The organism is Thiohalocapsa sp. (assembly GCF_019695415.1).
GTDB lineage: Bacteria > Pseudomonadota > Gammaproteobacteria > Chromatiales > Chromatiaceae > Thiohalocapsa.
The window spans coordinates 1-19,263 of sequence record NZ_JAIFKJ010000504.1; the positions used below are offsets into that span (position 1 = coordinate 1).

17 protein-coding genes and 1 pseudogene are annotated in these 19,263 nt (G+C 67.5%); 14 read left to right on the forward strand and 4 right to left on the reverse strand.

Features of this window, described 5'->3' with window-relative positions; genetic code table 11:
* The 6 genes and pseudogenes from I6U14_RS14000 to folA all read left to right on the forward strand — a co-directional run.
* Positions 1-259: pseudogene (locus I6U14_RS14000) on the forward strand (hypothetical protein); the annotation flags it as partial.
* A gap of 77 nt (positions 260-336) precedes the next feature.
* Positions 337-1,623, forward strand: coding sequence for a glutamate-5-semialdehyde dehydrogenase (locus I6U14_RS14005; RefSeq protein WP_296900133.1), 1,287 nt, complete (start codon positions 337-339; stop codon positions 1,621-1,623).
* Positions 1,624-1,976: 353 nt separating this feature from the next.
* Positions 1,977-2,687 (forward strand): nicotinate-nucleotide adenylyltransferase, encoded by a 711-nt coding sequence (gene nadD / locus I6U14_RS14010; RefSeq protein WP_296900134.1) that lies wholly within the window; start codon positions 1,977-1,979, stop codon positions 2,685-2,687.
* The gene (gene rsfS, locus I6U14_RS14015; RefSeq protein WP_296900148.1) at positions 2,677-3,051 is read left to right on the forward strand and encodes a ribosome silencing factor; all 375 of its coding nucleotides are present in this window, start codon (positions 2,677-2,679) and stop codon (positions 3,049-3,051) included. Before nadD ends, rsfS begins: the two co-directional genes overlap by 11 nt.
* Before the next feature lie 43 nt (positions 3,052-3,094).
* Positions 3,095-4,132 carry a WYL domain-containing protein gene (locus I6U14_RS14020; protein ID WP_296900135.1) on the forward strand — a complete coding sequence of 346 codons (1,038 nt, stop codon included), beginning with the start codon at positions 3,095-3,097 and terminating at the stop codon, positions 4,130-4,132.
* A 28-nt stretch (positions 4,133-4,160) separates the two neighbouring features.
* A complete protein-coding gene (gene folA, locus I6U14_RS14025) occupies positions 4,161-4,667 on the forward strand; it encodes a type 3 dihydrofolate reductase (RefSeq protein ID WP_296900136.1) in 507 nt (168 codons plus the stop codon).
* Between the two features lie 32 nt (positions 4,668-4,699).
* Here folA and tal read toward each other — a convergent pair whose 3' ends face one another.
* Positions 4,700-5,668 (reverse strand): transaldolase, encoded by a 969-nt coding sequence (gene tal / locus I6U14_RS14030; RefSeq protein WP_296900137.1) that lies wholly within the window; start codon positions 5,666-5,668, stop codon positions 4,700-4,702.
* Positions 5,669-5,989: 321 nt separating this feature from the next.
* Here tal and I6U14_RS14035 point away from each other — a divergent pair, with 321 nt between their 5' ends.
* Together I6U14_RS14035 and I6U14_RS14040 are read left to right on the forward strand one after the other, a co-directional pair.
* Complete coding sequence (locus I6U14_RS14035; RefSeq protein ID WP_296900138.1) at positions 5,990-7,609, forward strand: CHAD domain-containing protein; 1,620 nt, start codon at positions 5,990-5,992, stop codon at positions 7,607-7,609.
* Positions 7,606-8,358 carry a ParA family protein gene (locus tag I6U14_RS14040; protein WP_296900139.1) on the forward strand — a complete coding sequence of 251 codons (753 nt, stop codon included), beginning with the start codon at positions 7,606-7,608 and terminating at the stop codon, positions 8,356-8,358. Before I6U14_RS14035 ends, I6U14_RS14040 begins: the two co-directional genes overlap by 4 nt.
* 94 nt (positions 8,359-8,452) lie before the next feature.
* Here the strand turns inward: I6U14_RS14040 and I6U14_RS14045 are convergent, their stop codons facing one another.
* Together I6U14_RS14045 and I6U14_RS14050 are read right to left on the reverse strand one after the other, a co-directional pair.
* A complete protein-coding gene (locus tag I6U14_RS14045; RefSeq protein WP_296900140.1) occupies positions 8,453-9,460 on the reverse strand; it encodes an alpha/beta fold hydrolase in 1,008 nt (335 codons plus the stop codon).
* Between the two features lie 3 nt (positions 9,461-9,463).
* Entirely contained in the window at positions 9,464-11,272 is a 1,809-nt protein-coding gene (locus tag I6U14_RS14050) for an ABC transporter ATP-binding protein (protein ID WP_296900141.1), read from the reverse strand.
* Positions 11,273-11,461: 189 nt separating this feature from the next.
* Between I6U14_RS14050 and I6U14_RS14055 the strand changes: the two genes are divergently transcribed.
* The 4 genes from I6U14_RS14055 (at position 11,462) to I6U14_RS14070 (ending at position 15,467) form a co-directional block, all read left to right on the forward strand.
* A complete protein-coding gene (locus tag I6U14_RS14055; protein ID WP_296900142.1) occupies positions 11,462-12,817 on the forward strand; it encodes a TolC family outer membrane protein in 1,356 nt (451 codons plus the stop codon).
* A gap of 94 nt (positions 12,818-12,911) precedes the next feature.
* Positions 12,912-14,027 (forward strand): chorismate synthase, encoded by a 1,116-nt coding sequence (gene aroC, locus I6U14_RS14060; protein ID WP_296900143.1) that lies wholly within the window; start codon positions 12,912-12,914, stop codon positions 14,025-14,027.
* A gap of 130 nt (positions 14,028-14,157) precedes the next feature.
* Complete coding sequence (locus tag I6U14_RS14065; protein ID WP_296900144.1) at positions 14,158-15,294, forward strand: MFS transporter; 1,137 nt, start codon at positions 14,158-14,160, stop codon at positions 15,292-15,294.
* Positions 15,291-15,467 carry a hypothetical protein gene (locus I6U14_RS14070; protein WP_296900145.1) on the forward strand — a complete coding sequence of 59 codons (177 nt, stop codon included), beginning with the start codon at positions 15,291-15,293 and terminating at the stop codon, positions 15,465-15,467. The genes I6U14_RS14065 and I6U14_RS14070 overlap by 4 nt, the downstream gene beginning before the upstream one ends.
* On the opposite strand, the gene I6U14_RS18320 is transcribed toward I6U14_RS14070, so the two are convergent.
* Positions 15,408-15,698 carry a DUF29 family protein gene (locus I6U14_RS18320; protein WP_367115672.1) on the reverse strand — a complete coding sequence of 97 codons (291 nt, stop codon included), beginning with the start codon at positions 15,696-15,698 and terminating at the stop codon, positions 15,408-15,410. The two genes, I6U14_RS14070 and I6U14_RS18320, sit on opposite strands and share 60 nt — an antisense overlap.
* Before the next feature lie 72 nt (positions 15,699-15,770).
* Here I6U14_RS18320 and I6U14_RS14075 point away from each other — a divergent pair, with 72 nt between their 5' ends.
* Complete coding sequence (locus I6U14_RS14075; protein WP_296900146.1) at positions 15,771-17,837, forward strand: glycogen-debranching protein; 2,067 nt, start codon at positions 15,771-15,773, stop codon at positions 17,835-17,837.
* Between the two features lie 517 nt (positions 17,838-18,354).
* Positions 18,355-19,263: hypothetical protein (locus tag I6U14_RS14080; RefSeq protein WP_296900147.1), on the forward strand; the 909-nt coding region annotated here is incomplete at its 3' end.

Consider the following 19,263-nt stretch of genomic DNA (forward strand, 5'->3'; position numbering starts at 1 on the left):
CCCCCCCCCGTCCTGGTTTGCCCAGGCCAACCCGGGGTACCCCCCCCCGTCATTGCGGGGCAAAAAGTTCCCGGAAGCCCGCCGTCGCGCCACCTGTCCCGCCTGGCGCCGTCTGCCCCTTCGGCGGCTCTGGCAGCTGCTCGCGCGCTGCCCCGACGCCGATCTCGCCATCAAGGGCCGCAGCAGCGCCGAGCCCTGGGCGCTGCTGGGCGAGATTGCCGACGGCCTGGCGACTGCTGCGGCCCGGCAGGCGGGGTGAGCCTCGCACTTCCGCCGGGCGCGGGCCTCGTGGAACAATGACTGTGCCGAAACAACGCGTTGCGAGAGATGCCGAACATGCCCCAAGCCCAGGCCCAACCCCAGATTGCAGACGTCGCCGCCTACATGGCCGAGGTGGGCGCGCGCGCCCGCGCCGCTGCCCGTGGCCTGGCCCGTGCCGAGACCGCCCCCAAAGATGCAGCGCTCACCGCCATTGCGGCGGAGCTGGACGCGGGGCGGGATGCCCTTGGCCAGGCGAATGCCGCCGATCTGGAAGCGGGCGCCGCCAAGGGCCTGGACGCGGCGTTGCTGGATCGCCTGGAGCTGACGCCCGGGCGCATCGACGCGATGATCGAAGGCCTGCACCAGATTGCAGCGCTGCCGGATCCGGTGGGCGCCGTCACCGATCTCAACTACCGGCCCTCAGGCATCCAGGTGGGTCGCATGCGGGTGCCGCTCGGCGTTGTCGGCATCATTTACGAGTCCCGGCCCAATGTGACCGCAGATGCGGCGGCGCTGTGCCTCAAAGCGGGTAACGCCGCGGTGCTGCGCGGTGGCTCCGAGGCCTTCCACTCCAACCGCGCCATCGCCGACTGCATTCAGCGCGGACTCGCGGTGGCCAGGCTGCCAGAGGATGCCGTGCAGGTGGTGGCCACCACGGATCGCGCCGCCGTCGGCACCATGATCGCGAGCCCGCAGCACATCGACGTCATCATTCCCCGTGGCGGCAAGGGCCTCATCGAGCGCATCAGTCGCGACGCCCGAGTGCCCGTGATCAAGCACCTGGACGGGATCTGTCACGTCTACGTGGACGACCGCGCGGACCTCGACAAAGCGCTCGCGGTGGCCGTCAACGCCAAGACCCAACGCTTCGGCACCTGCAACACCCTGGAGACGCTGCTGGTAGCGGCACCCGTGGCCGAGCACTTCCTGCCGCGCGTCGGCGCCGAGCTTGCCGCCGCCGGTGTGGAGCTGCGCGGCTGCGAGCGCACCCGCGCCGTGCTGGGTGACGCCGTACCGGCCACTGCGGAAGATTGGGACACGGAGTATCTCGGGCCTATCCTCGCGATCCGCGTCGTCGACGGGCTGGATGCGGCCATCGACCACATCGAGTCCCACGGCTCCCGCCACACCGACAGTATCGTCACCGACGACTATGGCCGAGCGCGGCGCTTCTTGCGCGAGGTGGACTCAAGCTCGGTGATGGTGAACGCCTCCACGCGCTTCGCCGACGGCTTCGAGTACGGGCTGGGAGCGGAGATCGGCATCAGTACCGACAAATTCCATGCCCGTGGGCCTGTGGGGCTCGAGGGACTCACGTCGCAGAAGTTCATCGTACTGGGCGACGGGCATGTGCGCCGATGAGCCTTGCGCCCGCGGCCGCTGCGGCGTCTGCCGTCCGTTACGCGGTCCCCAACGCAGCGGTTTTCTGCTATGGTCAGGCCATCAGCGGAACACGCGGGCAACCCACTGATCGCGCGCACCTCGTGCAGCCGATAGCCATCCCGAGCCAAGTGAGCCCCAGGGCGTTGGATGCCCGAACGGGCCGTCATCCGGAGCCGTGCGCGAGGCCGTCCCGCCCGCACGCTCGGCGCCGCGCCCCTGCGGACGCACCCTACCTTCTACACACGGCCTCCAGGCGCTATGCGCGCTAGCGAGCGCAACTCAGCCGCGCCGCGGGCGGGACACCCGGCGCCTACACCTTTGGCGGCTGCGCGATGATCGGCCTTTTCGGCGGCGCCTTCGACCCTGTGCACTTCGGCCACCTGCGCACCGCACTGGAGGTGCGCGAAACCCTGGCACTCAAGGAAGTTCGGCTGTTGCCCCTCAACGTCGCCGTTCACCGCACGCAGCCTGCGGCGAACGGCACGCTCAGGCTGCGCATGCTCGAGGCCGCCGTCGCCGGAGTGCCCGGGCTGGTCGCCGACGCGCGGGAGCTCCAGCGGCCGGGCGCCTCTTACACAGCAGACACACTGACGGAGTTCCGCGCCGAGCTGGGGCCGGATGTGCCCATGTGCCTGTTGGTGGGCGGCGACGCCTTCAATGCCTTTTTCGAGTGGCACCGCCCGCGGGACATTCTGGCTCTGGCGCATCTGGCCGTTATGCGCCGCCCAGGGAGTGTTTTGCCGCGGGATGCCGCGCTGCGCGAAGCGCTGGAGCAGCGGCGAGCGGACACTCCGGCGGATTTGCAAGCCGTGCCCGCTGGGCGCATCTGGCTGCAATCGGTCACGCAATTGGACATCTCGTCAACGCGTATCCGCCGCGCCATCGCGGCTGGCCGCAGTGCCCGCTTCCTGCTGCCGGATGCCGTGCTGAATATGGCCCTGGATGCAGGCTGCTATGCGGCGCCCGGGGCATCGGCAGCAACGCCCGCCACCCGACACACGGAGCCCGATTCTTCAGCCCAGAGGGGACATGATGCAGCTTGAGCAACTGAAAGATTTGGTCATTGAGACCCTGAACGACATGAAGGCCCGCGACATCGCCGTCATGGATGTCCGCGGCAAGACCACAGTCACGGATTACATGATCGTGGCTTCGGGCACCTCCGACCGCCACGTCAAGGCCATCGCCGAGACCGTGGCCTATCGCGCCAAAGAGGCCGGCGAGCAGCCGCTGGGTGCCGAGGGCGTCGAGGCTGGAGAGTGGGCCCTGGTGGATCTGAACGGCGTCGTTCTGCACGTGATGTTGCCCAAGGTGCGTGACTTCTACAATCTGGAGCGGCTCTGGACTGCGCCGGCATTGGTCTCCGAAACCCTGCCGCGACAGAGCGCGGCGGCTGGGCGCCTCTGAGCCGCTCCAGCCCGGTATTTTGCTCCGGTAGGGGCCCTGTGGGGTGGACCGCTTCGATCGCATCTTCGAGCTGAACCGCATCCTCCAGGGTGCGCGGCGGCCGGTGTCGCGCAGGCGCTTGGAGGAGGAGCTGGAGTGCTCCCGGGCGACGGTGAAGCGCATTATCGAAGACATGCGTCTGTACCTGAACGCGCCCATCGTCTACGACCGCGAGCACAATGGGTATCGCTATGACCAGGCCGAGGGCGGCATGTACGAGCTGCCAGGGCTGTGGTTCAACGCCTCAGAGCTGCATGCGCTCCTGACCGTCCAGCAGCTCCTCGCTGACGTCCAGCCGGGCCTGCTGGAGCCGATGCTGAAACCCCTGCAGCAGCGTATCGATGGCCTGCTGGAGCTTCAGCGCGCGGGCTCCGAGGGCCTTCAGGGCCGTATCCGCATGCTGCAAATGGCGGCCCGCTACAATGCCGAGCAGGGTGGCGCGACCTTCCAGACCGTCGCCGGTGCCCTGGCCCAGCGCCGGCGTCTGCGCATCCGCTATTACAGCCGCTGGCGGGAGTCTCGCGCGCAGCGGGACGTCTCACCCCAGCGCCTGGTGCACTATCGGGACAACTGGTATCTGGATGGCTGGTGTCACCTGCGCGAGGGCCTGCGCACCTTCGCCCTCGATGCGATGGAGCAAGCCGAGACGCTGGACACGCCCGCCATGGAGGTGGACGCGGCGGCGCTGGACAGCCACTTTGCGAGCTCCTATGGCATCTTTGCCGGTACGCCCGAGCACGAGGCGGTGCTGCGCTTCAGTGCCACCCGCGCCCGCTACGTGGCCAATGAGCGCTGGCACCGCGACCAGCAGGGGCGGCTGCTGGCGGACGGCCGCTACGAGCTGCGGGTGCCGTACAGCAACCCGGCAGAGCTCATCATGGACGTGCTGAAGTTTGGCCCGGAGGTGGAGGTTGTGGCGCCGACGGGCCTCCGCGAGGCGGTCGCCGAGCGGCTACGGCAGGCCCTCGGGCTCTACGCCGATGAGGCCCCGGAAGCGGCGCCTGCCGTCGGTGAGACCGAGCTGAGCGGCCATGCCGCTTGAGCGGCGCACTGCGCCCGAGGACAATCAGATGGCAACGCGGCAGCGCATCACCCTGGTGGCTGCCATGGCCCGCAACCGGGTCATCGGCCGCGGCAATCGGCTGCCCTGGTACCTGCCCGCCGATCTGGCGCACTTCAAACGGCTGACGCTGGACAAGCCCATCGTCATGGGGCGGCGCACCTGGGAGTCGCTGCCCGGACTGCTGCCGCGGCGCCGGCACATCGTCATCTCATCGGACCCGGGCTATGCCGCTGCAGGCTGTGAGCTGGTGAGCTCACCGGCGGCGGCGCTCGCGGCAGCCGCCGAAGCCCCGGAGATCATGGTCGTGGGCGGGGCGGCGGTCTACGGCGCACTGCTGCCACGGGCCACGCACATGGCACTGACGCTGGTGCATGCGGAGGTCTTGGGTGACGTGCAGTTTCCCGAATGGTCGCCGGCGGATTGGCAGGAGATCGGGCGTGAGCAGCGGCCGGCGGATGCGCGCAACGCCTACGCGTTGGACTTCGTGCTGCTCGAGCGCCGCGACGCCGACTGAGTATCGCGCACGTTGGCGTCGGCGGTTCGGTTTCAGCAGTTGCGGCAGATCTCGTGCGCGAAGGCCTCCAGCTTGCGGGTGTCGGCGGCGAACAGCCGGATACCCTCGGCGAGCTTCTCGGTGGCCATGGCGTCCTCGTTGACGCCCCATCGGAAGGCCAGCTCGTCGAAGTGCTGCTCTGGGATGTCCATATCCGCCGCGGCGGCCGGGTCGAGCTTGCGTGGTACGTCGCCGTCGGATTCGTCCAGCTCCGCCAGCAGCTTTGGGGCGATGGTGAGGTAGTCGCAGCCGGCCAGCTCCAGGATCTCGTCTACGTTGCGGAAGCTCGCCCCCATGATGATGGTGCCGTAGCCGTGGCGCTTGTAGTAATTGAAGATCTCGGTGACGGATTTGACCCCAGGATCTTCATCGGCCGGGTAGCCTGAGACGTTCTCGGCGTTCTTGTACCAGTCCAGGATGCGGCCGACGAAGGGCGAGATCAGCGTCACGCCGGCGTCGGCACAGGCAACGGCCTGCGGGAAGCTGAACAGCAGCGTCAGGTTGCAGTGGACGCCGCGGCGCTGCAGCTGCTCGGCGGCGCGAATGCCCTCCCAGGTGGAGGCGATCTTGAACAGCACCCGCTCCCTTGGGTCCACGCCGATGTCGTCATAGAGCGCCATGAGCCCCTCGCAGCGGGCGATGGTGCCCTCGATATCGAAGGAGAGGCGGGCATCGATCTCTGTGGACACACGTCCGGGCACGATGTTCAGGATCTCCGCGCCAAAGTTCACGGCGAGCTTGTCCATGGTCCAGCGAGCCTGCTCGACGCTGCTCCCGCCACGCTCCTTGCCGAAGGCGACTGCATCCTCTACCAGGTGCCGGTACTGTGGCTGCTGCGCGGCCTTATACAGCAGCGACGGGTTGGTGGTGGCATCCTGCGGTTTGTACTCGGCGATGCTGTCGAAGTCGCCGGTGTCGGCGACGACCGTGGTCATGGTCTTGAGTTGGTCGAGCTTGCTCATCGTGGGCTCCAGACGGAATTTCCACCGGCGGGCTCGCCCCGCGCCGGTGCCATGTCGAGATTGTCCGGGCGACACTCATGCATTGATAGTTCGGGATTACCCGTAGCATTGTTCTTGACGGTAAGGCTTTTGTAACAAGGACTTCTGTGAATCGTCATCAAACTGTAATATTCCGGCCTGCGCTGTTCCGGCGCCATCTCGGGGCCGTCTCTGCGCCGGCTCTGCGCTGGCCGCCTGCCCTGTGCGCCGGCGGGGCCCAATGGTGTCAGCGGCGCGCTCTACCGACACGCATACCACGCTGAGGAGGCAACAGAGCCCCACATGAATCTCATTGCCATGGACTATCTGCTCCCGGCTTACGCCGATTCGGAGCAGGACATGGATGCCGCGCTCATGACCATTCGCGCCGAATTACGCTGTGAGCCCGAGCCCGCCGTCGCCTTCCGCCGACGCTTCCTCGACAGCTTCGAGTGGAGCCTTTACCGCGCTGACATCGTGCTGGAAGAGATCACCAGCAACGGCGGCCGCGAGCTTCTTTGGCAAGACCTCACAGACGACGGGACCGTACTCGCCCGGCAAACGCTGGACACCGATCCGGGTCTGATCGCCGACATGGCGCCCGGGCCGGTCCGCGAGCGCCTCGCGCCATTGCTGGGTGTGCGCCGCCTGCTGCCGATGGTGGTGCTGAGCGGTAGCCGCCGCACGCTGCGCGTGCTGAACGACGACGACAAGACCGTCGCCCGCATCCTGCTGGAGCAGGCTCACGTGGAATCGGCGGACGACGCGCCTCAAGTTGCGCTGCCGATGCGGCTGCGCCTCGCCGCCGTGCGCGGTTACGCCCACGAGACCGAGCGGGCGGCGCACCGGCTCAAGACGAGCTTGTCATTGGAGCCCGCCCGTGTGCCGCTGTACCTGGAGGCCCTCGCCGCCGCCGGCCGCCGCCCCGGCAGCTACTCCTCGAAGCTCGACTACCGGCTCGATCCGCACCAGCCTGCCGAGGCCGCCGCGCGTACCATCCTGCTGGGCCTGCTGGACACGCTGCAGGCCAATATCGACGGCACCCGGCAGAATCTGGATCCCGAGTTTCTGCACGACCTGCGCGTCGCCACCCGGCGCACGCGCTCGGCCCTCAGCCAGATCAAGGGGGTGCTGCCGCAGGCCATCGTCGACGACTTCAAGGCGCGCTTTGCCTGGCTGCAGCAAGCGACGGGTCCGGTGCGGGATCTGGACGTCTATCTGCTCGACTTCCCGCGGCTGAAAGCTCAGCTGCCGCCGGCCCTGCGTGATGACTTGGACCCGCTGCGTGACTGGCTTGCGGCCCACTACGAGGCCGAACAGGAGGCCCTCGCCGAGGTGCTGGACGGCGAGCGCTTCAAGACCCTGCTGCGTGACTGGCGGGCCTTTCTGGAGGCGCCCGACCGCAATGGCGCCAAGGACGCGCAGTCGCCGATCAAGGCCGTGGCGAATAAGCGCATCCGGCGCATGTTCAAACGGGTGCTCGAGGAGGGCCGCGCCATCACCGACGCCTCGCCGCCGGAGGAGCTGCACGAGTTGCGCAAGAGCGGCAAAAAGCTCCGGTACTTGATGGAGTTCTTCCAGAGCCTGTATCCCCCGGAAGATATCAAGGGGCTCATCAAGCAGTCCAAGGTGCTGCTGGACAACCTAGGCGGCTTTCAGGACCTCGCGGTGCAGGCGGAGCACCTGCAGGAGACGGCCGCGGCTATGCAGCGCGAGGACGCGGCGCCCCTCCATACGCTGCTCGCCATGGGCGCGCTCATCAGCCACATACTCGACAACCAGCAGCGGGCGCGGGGGGAGTTTGCGCGCATTTTCGCAGGCTTCGATAGCGCCCAGAACGCAGGCGTGTTCGAGCGCCTGTTCGCCGACGAGAAGCCCGCTGTTGCAGCGCCGGTGGAGGCAGGGGCGGAGGCAGGCGCGTGAAGACCATCGGCGTCTACAGCATCAAGGGCGGTGTCGGCAAGACCTCCAGCACTGTCAACCTCGCCTACCTCGCGGCAGCCGCCGGCAAACGCACCCTGGTGTGGGATTTGGACCCCCAGGGCGCAGCCAGCTTCTACTTTCGCGTCAAGCCCAAGGTCAAGGGCGGCGGACGCGGGCTGCTGCGCGGGAGGCGCCGTCCGGACGATGCCATCAAGGGCACGGACTTCGAGCTGCTGGACCTGCTGCCGGCGGACTTCTCCTACCGCAACATGGACATTCTGCTGGAAGCCGCCAAGAAGCGGCCCACCGGACAGCTGAAGCGGCTGCTGAAGCCCTTGTCGACGGAATACGACCTCGTGCTGTTTGACTGCCCGCCCAGCATCTCGCTGATGTCCGAGAACATCTTCCGTGCCGCCGATGCGCTGCTGGTGCCGCTGATTCCGAGCACCTTGTCGGCACGCACCCTGCACCAGCTCCTGGAATTTCTCAGGTCCGAGGACGGCTTCGGCGCCCTCAAGGTACTGCCCTTCTTCTCCATGGTGGACACGGATCGTGCCATGCACAGCGAAACCATCGACCGTCTCAGCACCGAGCACCCGGAGATCCTCTCCGCCCGCATTCCGCTTGCCCAGGATGTGGAGCGCATGGGCCTGCACCGCATGCCGCTGCCCGCCTACGCCCCGGCCAATCCCGCTTCCGGCGCCTACCGCGCCCTGTGGGACGAAGTCGCCAACGCCCTCCGAGCCTAAGCACTGAATACGGTGACGGTCTATGGATCTTGCTGGCGCCGCCGTGTTGGATAAATCAGTATACCGTCCCCGTTTCTGGTTCCCGTTTCTGGGGTCACCGGTTCTGGAGCGCGTGCATGATGCGCTCCTCCAGCCAGTAGCAGGGCCGCCATGGCCAGGGTCCGGCGACGAAGCCGACGTGGCCGCCGCGGCGGCTCAGCTCCAGCGTCACGCCTGGGCCTAGCTCGTGGGCGAAGGGCAGGCTCGCCGGGAAGAGAAAAGGGTCGTCGACGGCCTGGATGATGAGCGTCGGCGTGTGAATGTGTTGGAGATATTGCCGGCAGCTGGCACGTTGATAGTAGTCGAAAACGCCGTCGAAACCGTTCAGCGGGGCGGTAATGCGGTCATCGAAGGTGTTGAAGTCGTGGATGGCGTCCAGGTCCAGATCGGGAGCCAGTGTCGCGGGCCAGCGACGGCCTTCGAGCTTGCGCCGAAAGCTGCGCTTGAGCTGCTGCACCAAGTGGCGTCGGTAGATGCGGGAGAAGCCAAGGTCGAGCCGCAGCATCGCATCCCGCAGCACGAAGGGCACGGAGACGGCAATGGCCCGTTGCATGTGGATCACCTGCCGCCCTTCGCCCAGGTACTTGAGCAGCAGATTGCCGCCGAGGGAGAAGCCTATGGCAGCCTGCGGTGCGCCGTCGGGGTCGTCGGCCAGTACCGCCAGCACTTCGGCGAGGTCGTCGCTGGCGCCGGAGTGGTAGGAGCGGTCCAGCCGATTCGGCTCATCGCCCGCGCCGCGCAGATGCATGAATACGGGCCGGAAGCCCTCACGGGCCAGACGTGCTACCAGCGCCCCCGCGTAGTGAGAGCGCAGGCCGCCCTCCAGGCCATGAATGATGAGCACCGCCGGGCCATCCGTGTCCGCCACGGCCAGGTCGATGAAGTCCCCGTCGGCGAGCTCGATACGCCGGCGCCGCAGGCGCAAGTCCTCCAGCGCCGGCGCCCGCCGGGCGAGGCTGCCCCAGAGCGTCTGCGCATGCGCGCCCAGTAGCCACCAGGCGGGTCGGAAGCCGCTCGGTAGGATCTGTCCGAAGGGGCCGCGCCGAGTCTCGTTGCTGCCCACGTCTTAACCCACCTGCCGCGCATAAAGCGCCGCATAGGCGCCGTCCTCGTGCATGAGGTCGGCGTGGCTGCCTTCCTCGACGATGCGCCCGTGCTCCAGCACCAGTGCACGGTCGGCCTGGCGCACGGCGCTCAAGCGGTGGGCGATGATGAGCGTCGTGCGTCCGGCGAGGAACTGCCCCAGCGCCTCGTGCAGTCGCGCCTCGGTGGTGGTGTCCAGCGCCGACGTGGCCTCGTCCAGGATCACGACCTTGGGGTCCGCCAGCACCATGCGCGCCACCGCCAGGCGCTGGCGCTGCCCACCGGACAGGCGCACGCCGTTGCGCCCGAGCGTCGTGTCGAGCCCCTGCGGCAAGTCGGCGGCGACGTCGGCAAGCTGGGCAACGCGCAGGGCCTCCCACAGCTTGGCATCCGCCATGTCGCGGCCCAGGGTCAGGTTGAGCCGCAGGCTGTCGTTGAACAGCGCGGGGTGCTGCAGCACTGTTGCGACATTGTCACGCACCACATCCATGCCGATGCGCTGCACCGGCACGCCGTCGAAGCGGACCTCTCCGCTGCTCGGGGCATAGAGGCCGAGGAGTACCTGCACCAGCGTGGTCTTGCCGCCTCCGCTGGCGCCGACAATGGCCACCTTCTCGCCGGCGGCGACCTCGAAGGAGATACCGTTCAGCACCTTCGGCCCAGCGCCGTAGGCGAAGCTCAGGTTGGACACTTCCACTGGTACCGTGCGTTTGTCGGCAAAGGGGTTTGCAGCATGCGGCCAGTCAGGCTCGCGGTGCAGGGCCAGGAGCTGGTTGACGCGCTTCAGGGCGGCATCCGCGGCCTGGTAGGCGTACTGCACGTTCAGCACCTCTTGCACCGGGCCCATCATGAACCAAAGATAGGCGAACACGGCGAGCATCTCGCCAATGGTCAGGTCCGAGAACAGCACCATCAGCATGCTCACGGCCCGGAACAGGTCGAAGCCGAATAGGAACACGGTGAACGACAGCCGGTTGGCGGCGTCGCTCTTCCAGGTGAAGGCGCAGGACCAGCGGCGGATGGCGTCGGCGGTGTCGATGCCGCGGCCGATGAAGAAGCGCTCGCGGTTACCGGCGCGAATTTGCTGGATGGCGTCGAGGGTCTCGGTAAGGCTTTGGGTGAAGGCCTCGTAAGCGGCGTTCTCACGGCGCTTCATCTCCCTGACCCGGCGGCCGAAGACGATGGTGATGTAAATCACGGCCGGGTTCAGCAGCAGGATGAACAGGCCCAGCTGCCAGTGCATCCACAGCAGCACCACGGCCGTGCCGAGGATGCTCAGTACGGCGACGATGAGCTTGGCCACGGCGCTGCCGATGAAGTCGTCCACGGCGTCCACGTCTGTGACCAGGTGGGAGGCGACTGTGCCGCTGCCCAGGGTCTCGTACTCCGCCATGGACACGCGCTGCAGGCGCCCAAGCAGGGCGCTGCGGATGCGGAACACGATATCCTTGGAAATGATGGTGAACTGCCGGCTCTGCAGCACCCCAAGCCCAAGTGCCAGCGCGCGCAGCCCGATGGACACCCCCAGCACCGCGAGCACATACAGCACCGGACCGTGCCATGCGGCCGGGAACAGGCCGTTCATGAAGTCGACGGCGGGTCCCGGCTGCTCCAGCAGCACTTCGTCCACCAGCACCGGCATCAGAAGTGGCACGGGCACCGCCGCGAGGGTCCCGAGCACGGCGATCACGTTGGCGAGGACAAGCTCACGCTTGTGCTGCGCCGCCATGGCCAGCAGATGCCGCCAACGGTAACCGCCGGTGACGTCTGGTCCAGCCGCGCCTTGAGTCATTTCTGCAACAGGGATAATGTTGTCCTCTTCAGTCGTTTTCTCGAAGTGGGGCACTAGAAAGCTGAGTTCGGTAACCTTTCCGCTGATTCCTGGGTCGGCTCCGGCGGGCAGCGTTTGTGGCGTGGCTACATCGTCACCTATACTGCCGGTGTGGTGCCTCCTATTCCACGTCCGCCCCTGCGAGAGATTATGACCAAGCACCGACCGGCGCCGCTGCTCGCAGCCTGCGTCATCGCGCTCCTTCCTGCCGTCAGCCCTGCCGAGGACCTGCTCGCCGTCTACGATCTCGCCGTGGACAGCGATCCGACCCTGCGCGAGGCGGAGCAGACACTCTATGCCACGCGCGAAATCAAGCCCCAGGCACGCGCTCTGCTGTTGCCGAATTTCGGGGTCACGGGAGAGGTCGACTACCAGAATGTCGATGCCTCCGGGACCGGTGTCACGGGCAGCTTCAACCGCAGCGACAGCTACTCCACCCAGCGCCTCGCCGCCGTCGTGAATCAGTCTGTCTACGACCGCGGCAACTGGGTGCGCCTCAGCCAGGCGGATGACACCATCGCCCAGGCGGAAGCTGCGTACCGCAGCGCCCAGATCGACCTCATGGTGCGCACCACCCAGGCCTACTTCGGGGTGTTGGAAGCCGCAGACCGAGTGCGGGTCGAGGAGGCACTGGTGGCCGCCAACGAGCGCCAGCTGGAGCAGTCCAAGCAGCGCTTCGAAGTGGGGCTGGTGGCCATCACCGACGTCAACGACAGTCAGGCCGCCTTCGACCGCTCCCGAGCCAACCTGATTACCGCCGAGAACGCCCTCAATAATGCCTGGGAGGCACTGCGGCGCATCATCGGACCTGTCTCCGTACCCCTTGCTCGGCTGGGGGACCAGCTGCCGCTGGCGCCGCCTCAGCCAAACGACATCAACATCTGGGCGGAGACGGCGCTCGCCAACAACTACGCCATCATCGCCGCACGCGAGAGCGCCGAGGCCGCGCGCAAGGACATCGAGATCGAGCGCTCCGGCTACTATCCGAGCGTTGACCTACAGGCTGGCTATGACGTCTCGCGCTCGGGCGCCCAGTTCAATACGGACTCCGATACGGGCTTCGTCGGGCTGACGCTGAATGTGCCCATCTATCAGGGCGGCGCCGTTGCCTCGCGCACCCGGCAGGCGGGCCATCAGTTCCGCGCCGCGCAGGACCGACTCGACCAGCAACGCCGGGCTGTCATCAACCAGGTCAAGGACGCCTTCCGCGGCATCATTTCCAGCATCAGCGATGTCCGTGCCCGGCAGGCGGCCATCGTCTCCGCCCGCAGCTCGCTTGAGTCCACACAAGCGGGTCTGGAGGTGGGGACCCGTACCCAGGTGGACGTGCTGAACGCGCAGCGGGCCTTGTTCCAAGCCGAGTTCGATTACCTTGCCGCCCGTTACGACTACATTATCAACGGGGTGCTTCTGCACCAGGCCACCAGCACCCTGACGCGCGACGTGCTGGCGAAGGGCAACGAATGGCTCACCAACGCGGATGTTGTGCCGCCGCCGGCGTATTGAGTGGCGAGTATCGAGGCGCGAGCAGCGAGGAGCGCCCGGCACAGCGCGTCGTTGCGCCCCCTCGCAACTCGTTCCTCGATCCTCGAGACGTCAGATGTCAGGCAACTCCATAGGCAAATCCTTCGTCCTCACCAGCTTCGGTGAGAGCCATGGCCCGGCCATCGGCGGCATCGTCGACGGCTGCCCGCCGGGACTGCCGCTGGCGGAGGCGGATCTTCAGCACGACCTAGACCGCCGCCGGCCGGGCCAGTCCAGGCACACCACCCAGCGTCGTGAGGCCGATGAGGTGCGCATCCTTTCCGGTGTCTTCGAGGGCCGCACCACGGGTGCGCCCATTGGGCTGTTGATCGAGAACCAAGACCAGCGCTCCAAGGACTACTCGGAGATTGCCGCCAAGTTCCGCCCGGGCCACGCCGACTACACCTATACGATGAAGTACGGCTTTCGCGATTACCGCGGCGGTGGGCGCTCATCCGCACGGGAAACAGCCATCCGCGTCGCGGCCGGCGGCATCGCCAAGGTCTGCCTGCGTGAGCTCGCCGGTGTGCGGGTGCGAGGCTTCTTGTCCCGGCTCGGCCCCATCGCCACCTGCACGCCCGGCGCCGTCGGCTTCGACTGGGCCCAGGTCAACCAGAACCCGTTTTTCTGTCCCGATCCTGCCCGCGTACCGGAGCTCGAGGACTACATGGACGCGCTGCGCAAGTCCGGCGATTCCATCGGCGCCGAGGTCACTGTCATCGCCGAAGGCCTGCCGCCGGGTCTGGGCGAGCCGGTGTTCGACCGCCTGGACGCGGACATCGCCCACGCGCTCATGGGCATCAATGCCGTCAAGGGCGTTGAGATCGGCGCCGGCTTCGCCGCGGTGGCCCAGAAGGGCACCGAGCACCGCGACGAGATCACCCCCGACGGCTTTCTCTCCAACAGCGCGGGTGGGGTGCTGGGCGGCATCTCCACCGGCCAGCACATCGTCGCCCGGCTCGCGCTGAAGCCCACCAGCAGCATCCGGTTGCCGGGGCGTACCGTCAGCCTGGACGGCCAGCCAGCGGAGGTCGTCACCAAGGGCCGCCACGACCCTTGTGTAGGCATCCGCGCCACCCCTATCGCCGAGGCCATGCTCGCCCTCGTCCTCGCCGACCACCTGCTGCGCCACCGGGCCCAAAACGCACAGGTCACGCCTCCTCTCAAGCCTATCCCGCCGGGTTTCGGCTAGCCATTCGGGCCGCGCACCGCCCGAAACTCGGGGAGAAGAGTCGGGGACAGTATACTCAATTATCGCGCCTCGATGATGCCAGCACAGGCGGCAGCGATAATTGAGTACGCTGTCGCCAGATTTTTGCTGCATGCCCTACGCTCGGCTCTCCAGCTACTACTTTTTTCACTTCGGTGCCCTCGGCGCCCTGGTGCCTTACTGGGGGCCGTATCTGCTGGAGCGCGGCTTCGCACCGGCGGCCATCGGGGTGCTGATGGCCATCCTGATGGGCACCAAGATCGTCGCCCCCAATGTCTGGGGCGTGCTGGCGGATCGGGCCGGCGAGCGGATGCCCGTTGTCCGGGTCGGGGCGCTACTGGCGATGCTGACCATGGTGCCGGTGTTCTGGGCCGACGGGTTCTGGACCATGGCGCTGGTGATGGCGGCCTTCAGCTTCTTCTGGAACGCACCGCTGCCGCTTGTGGAGGCCGTCACCTTCAACCATTTGGGGGCCCGCGTGAGCCGCTACGCCAGCGTGCGGGTCTGGGGCAGCATCGGCTTCATTGTGACCGTGCTGCTGCTCGGCTGGTGGCAGGAGTGGGCGGGCAGCAGCGTGGTGCCGGCGGCCGTGCTGGTCCTCTTCATTGGCGTCTGGCTGACTTGCCTGGTCATTCCGGACCGTGGTCATGCCGAGGCTCTACAGGCTCACCTGTCGTTGCGGGCGTTGCTGGCGCGGCGCGAGATCCTGGCCTTCCTCGCGGCTTGTGCGCTGATGCAAGCGAGCCACGGCGCCTACTACGCCTTCTATTCCATCCACCTGGAATCTCACGGCTACGGCGACACGGCCGTTGGCGCGCTCTGGGCGCTCGGCGTCGGCATCGAGGTGCTGGTTTTCATCAATATGCACCGGCTGCTCACACGCTTCGGCGCCCGTCGTCTGCTGCTCGCGAGCCTGCTGCTCGCGGTGGTGCGCTGGCTCCTGATCGGCACGTTCGTGGAGCTCGTCGCCGTACAGCTCATTGCGCAGAGCCTGCACGCGGCCACCTTCGGTGCTTTCCATGCTGCAGCCATCCATCTGGCGCATCATTATTTTCCAGGGTCGACCCAGGGTCGAGGCCAGGCCCTGTATAACAGCGTCAGCTTTGGTGTCGGCGGCGCCGTCGGCAGCCTGATCGCGGGGTCGCTGTGGTCCGGTGCTGGGGCAACGGCCACCTTTGCCGTCGCGTCCGGGCTAGCGGGGCTCGGCTTCATCGCGGCGCTGGGGGTGGATCGGCACGGGCGCTGGTGAGCATCGCCGCGTGCCTGGTGCTGGTCTGCCTGCTCCACGCCGGTCCTCACGTTTTGTCGGGCAGCCGCCGTGGCAGCGATGCGTTGAGCGGCATCAGAGCGACGCTGCTGATCTCAACGCTGCGCGCCCGGACCACCCGAAAAAAAGCCGTCATCCAAGGCCGGCTCCGCTGAGTATGGGCAGACATCCGGGACCTGCTCCCGCTTACTGAAAACAAGCAGCGCGTCACAGGCTTGCCTGCGTGCCCGTGGCCAGATCTCGGCCAGGATGCTGTCCACCTGCGGCGCCAGGCTGGGACTGTCGGCCAGGCGGACCGCGATCTCGGCGCGCGCGTTCTGAACCGCTTCGAACCAGCCGCGGCGTGGCCGCTCGGACGGCGACTGCCTTCCGCTAGAATGCCGCACGCGTCGCTCCTCCTGTTGCGGTGCCGCCCTGCTCGGCGGGGCGCAGTCGTCTCCAAGCCGAGCCTCCCAGCCATGGCCCAGATCTACCCTGTACGGCCCGGACGCCGCTATCCGCCCGGTACCAGCATCGATGACGAGGGCATCAACTTTTCGCTCTACAGCCGGTATGCCGAGGGTGCGACCTTGCTGCTGTACGAGCCGGGTGCCGACGTGCCCTTCCAGGTCATCGAGCTGGACCCGGTCGTGAACCGGAGCTTCTTCAGCTGGCATGTGCAGGTGATCGATCTGCCCCCGGGTACCCGCTACACCTGGCGCCTGGACGGGCCCTGGGACCCTAAAGGCCACGGCTGGCTGTACGATCGGCGGGTGGAATTGCTCGATCCCTGGGCGCGGGCATTGGATGTGAATCACTGGGACCGCGCCCGGCGCTGTGCCGCGGGTCCGCGCCCGGGCGACAGCATTCGTGCTGTGGTGCTGGCGGATCCCTACGACTGGGAGGGCGACACGCCGCTGACGATGCCCTCGCAGGAGATGGTGATCTATGAGCTGCACGTGGGCGCCTTTACGCGTGACCCCAGTGCGGGCGTTGTCAACTCGGGCAGCTTTGCCGGCGTGGTTGAGAAGATCGACCACCTGCAGCGCCTCGGCATTACCCACGTCGAGCTGATGCCGGTGATGGCCTTCGACCCGCAGGACGTGCCGCCCGGCACCGGCGAGGCTGGCCTGAGCAATTTCTGGGGCTACAGCACCCACGGCTTCTTCGCGCCGCACCCGCGGTACTGCGTCGGCCCGGCCGAGGACCATCGCCGCGAATTCCGCGACATGGTCAAGGCCTTGCACCGCGCCGGCATCGGCGTGCTGCTGGACGTGGTGTTCAATCACACGGCTGAAGGCGGGGCCGGCGGTCCGGCGATCCACTTCAAGGGCCTCGGCAACGAGACGTTCTATATGCTGGATGCCGCCGACCGCAGCCGGTATCTGGACTTCACCGGCTGCGGCAATACGGTTAATGCCAATCACCCCTTCGTTGCGCGGTACATCTTGGACTGCCTGGAGTACTGGGTGCGGGAGATGCACGTGGACGGCTTTCGCTTCGACCTCGCCAGCGCCCTGGCCCGGGACGGCCAAGGCAAGCCCATGGAGCACCCGCCGGTGCTCTGGGGCATCGAGCTCTCGGATGTGCTTGCCGGCAGCAAGATCATCGCCGAGGCCTGGGACGCGGCCGGGCTCTACCACGTGGGCAGCTTTCCGGGCTACCGGTGGATGGAGTGGAACGGCCGCTACCGCGACAACCTGCGCGCCGCCGTGCGCGGCGATCCGGGCCAAGTGGCCGAGCTTGCCACCCGCATCGCCGGCAGCAGCGATCTGTACGAGGGCAAGTTGCGGCATCCCTTCAACAGCATCAACTTCGTCACCTGCCACGACGGCTTCACGCTGGCGGACCTCGTCAGCTACAACCACAAGCACAACGAGTCCAACTGCGAGGGCAATCGCGACGGCTGCGCACACAACCTAAGCTGGAATTGCGGTGTCGAGGGAGAGACCGACGACTCCACCGTGCTGGCGCTGAGGCGCCGGCAAGCGAAGAATTTCCTGACTGTCCTCATGCTGAGCCAGGGCATTCCAATGCTCAATGCCGGCGATGAGTTTCTGCGCAGCGCCGGCGGCAACAACAATACTTGGTGCCAGGACAACCCCACCGGCTGGCTCGACTGGACGCTTGCCGACACCAATGCCGACATGGTGCGCTTCACCGCAGGGCTCATTGCCCTTCGCAAGCGCCATCGCAGCTTGCGGCGTCGGCATTTTCTCAGCGACGGTGAAATCGTTTGGCTGGCACTGGACGGCGGTGCGCCCGGCTGGGACGATGCCGAGTGTCGGGAGCTCGCCTTCACCCTACGCGGGCGCGCCGACGATGAGCCGCCGCTGCACGTGCTGATGAACTTTGGCCCCAAAGCGCGCACCTGTCTGTTGCCGCCGGTCCCAGCAGGGGGCTGGCAGTGGGCCATCGCCGCAGACACCGGAGCGCCGACGCCGCGGGACCTCATCGCCCCTGCGGATCAGCGCACCATTGGCGCCCGGCGCTGGCGGCTCGGCGCGCACAGCGTGTTGGTGCTGGAAGGATGGCGCCCCGCGTGACGGCGTGTCCGGCCTGCATGCCGGCCCAGCGTGCTGGGGCGCCGCCGGGCCGCTGCGTGGCGCAAGCTCGCCATTACCCCGCTGCATCGGGCACAATTGCGTGTTTGATCCCTGTGGTCCACGCGCATCGATGCTCGACATCAACATTGCCCATGCCCTCGGCCTGCACATGCACCAGCCGCCGGGCAACCTGGCCCTGCTGATCGAGGCCTCTCCTGCGCCTGCCTCCCCTGTCGCGAGCCTTGCTGCCGGCACGGCCGCTGGATTCGGTCAAGCGCAGCCTCGGAGCGCCGCACCCGGCGAGATCACATCGGCAGCGCCCAAGGCGTACCAAGCCGGCTCCAGGCAACGCCGAGCGCCCGAGGCCGAGCCGGCAGACCAAGCGCGTCCGGCGGCGGACGCCATGCAGCGGTCCCCCGCGGGCAGGCGCAAGGCTGAGAAGGGCGGCCCCAAGACGGGGCCTGGGAACCGGCGCTGATCGTGGGCGTCCGTCTTACCCATGCCAGCGGACGCCGCCGTGAGCAATGACCGCAGTGCCGGCAGTCCGTCGGAGCCGATCACGGACCCTCTTCCGGAGCCGCGGGTCGATCCAACACTAGCCGCGCCGCCCGCCGCCGGCGGCGAGTTTCCTGATACTGCTGGGGGTACCCGGCTGGTGCTTTACCAAACCGAAGAGGGCGCGGTGGATCTGCGCTGGCACATCGATCCGCAAGACATCGCGCATGCCCGTGCCGGTTTTGGTGATGCGGACGCGCATCCGGTACTGAGATTGCACCGCATCGGCGCCGGGGGGGACAACGGGCTCCTGGCCGACGCCGATCTCGGCGCCGATGCGGACGCGGAAGACGGACACGCTCACTACGCCCGCCGCGATGCCGTCGGGCTCCTGCGGGCCGAGATCGGCCTTGCCAGCGACGATGGTGGCTGGTTGCTGATCGCCCGCTCTAATGGATTGCCGACGACTGGCCCTGTGGGTGCAGATTTCCTGCAGGCAGCGCATGCTGCGTCGCCCGCATCTCGCACCGTGACGGACACAAACGCCGATGCCCTCCGTGCGAGCGTCGATGGCGACGGGCAGCCCGGCGCCGCCGCCGACGTGCATCCACCAGCACCCCTGCGGCTCACCCCCGAGTTCCCCCTGGTGGAGCCAACGCTGTCCGAGCAGGCTCGCGCGGCGCAGAGGCCGCTGGCGACGGTCGCTAATTCGGGGGCCCCCGCGGCAGGCGCCGGTGATAGTGCTGGTGAGCTGAGACCGGTCGTCGGTCGAGTCTATGGGTCGGGCGCCGACGCGAGCCTCGGCCGCGCAAGGGATCTCAGCGCCCCCGCCCCCGGCGCCGACCTGCCCGGGGCCGTGGTCGGACCGGAGCCGCCACGCGGCGGCGTCGTACCGCGGCTGGAGCCGCGCAAGGCGCGGCCCGAGCAGTCT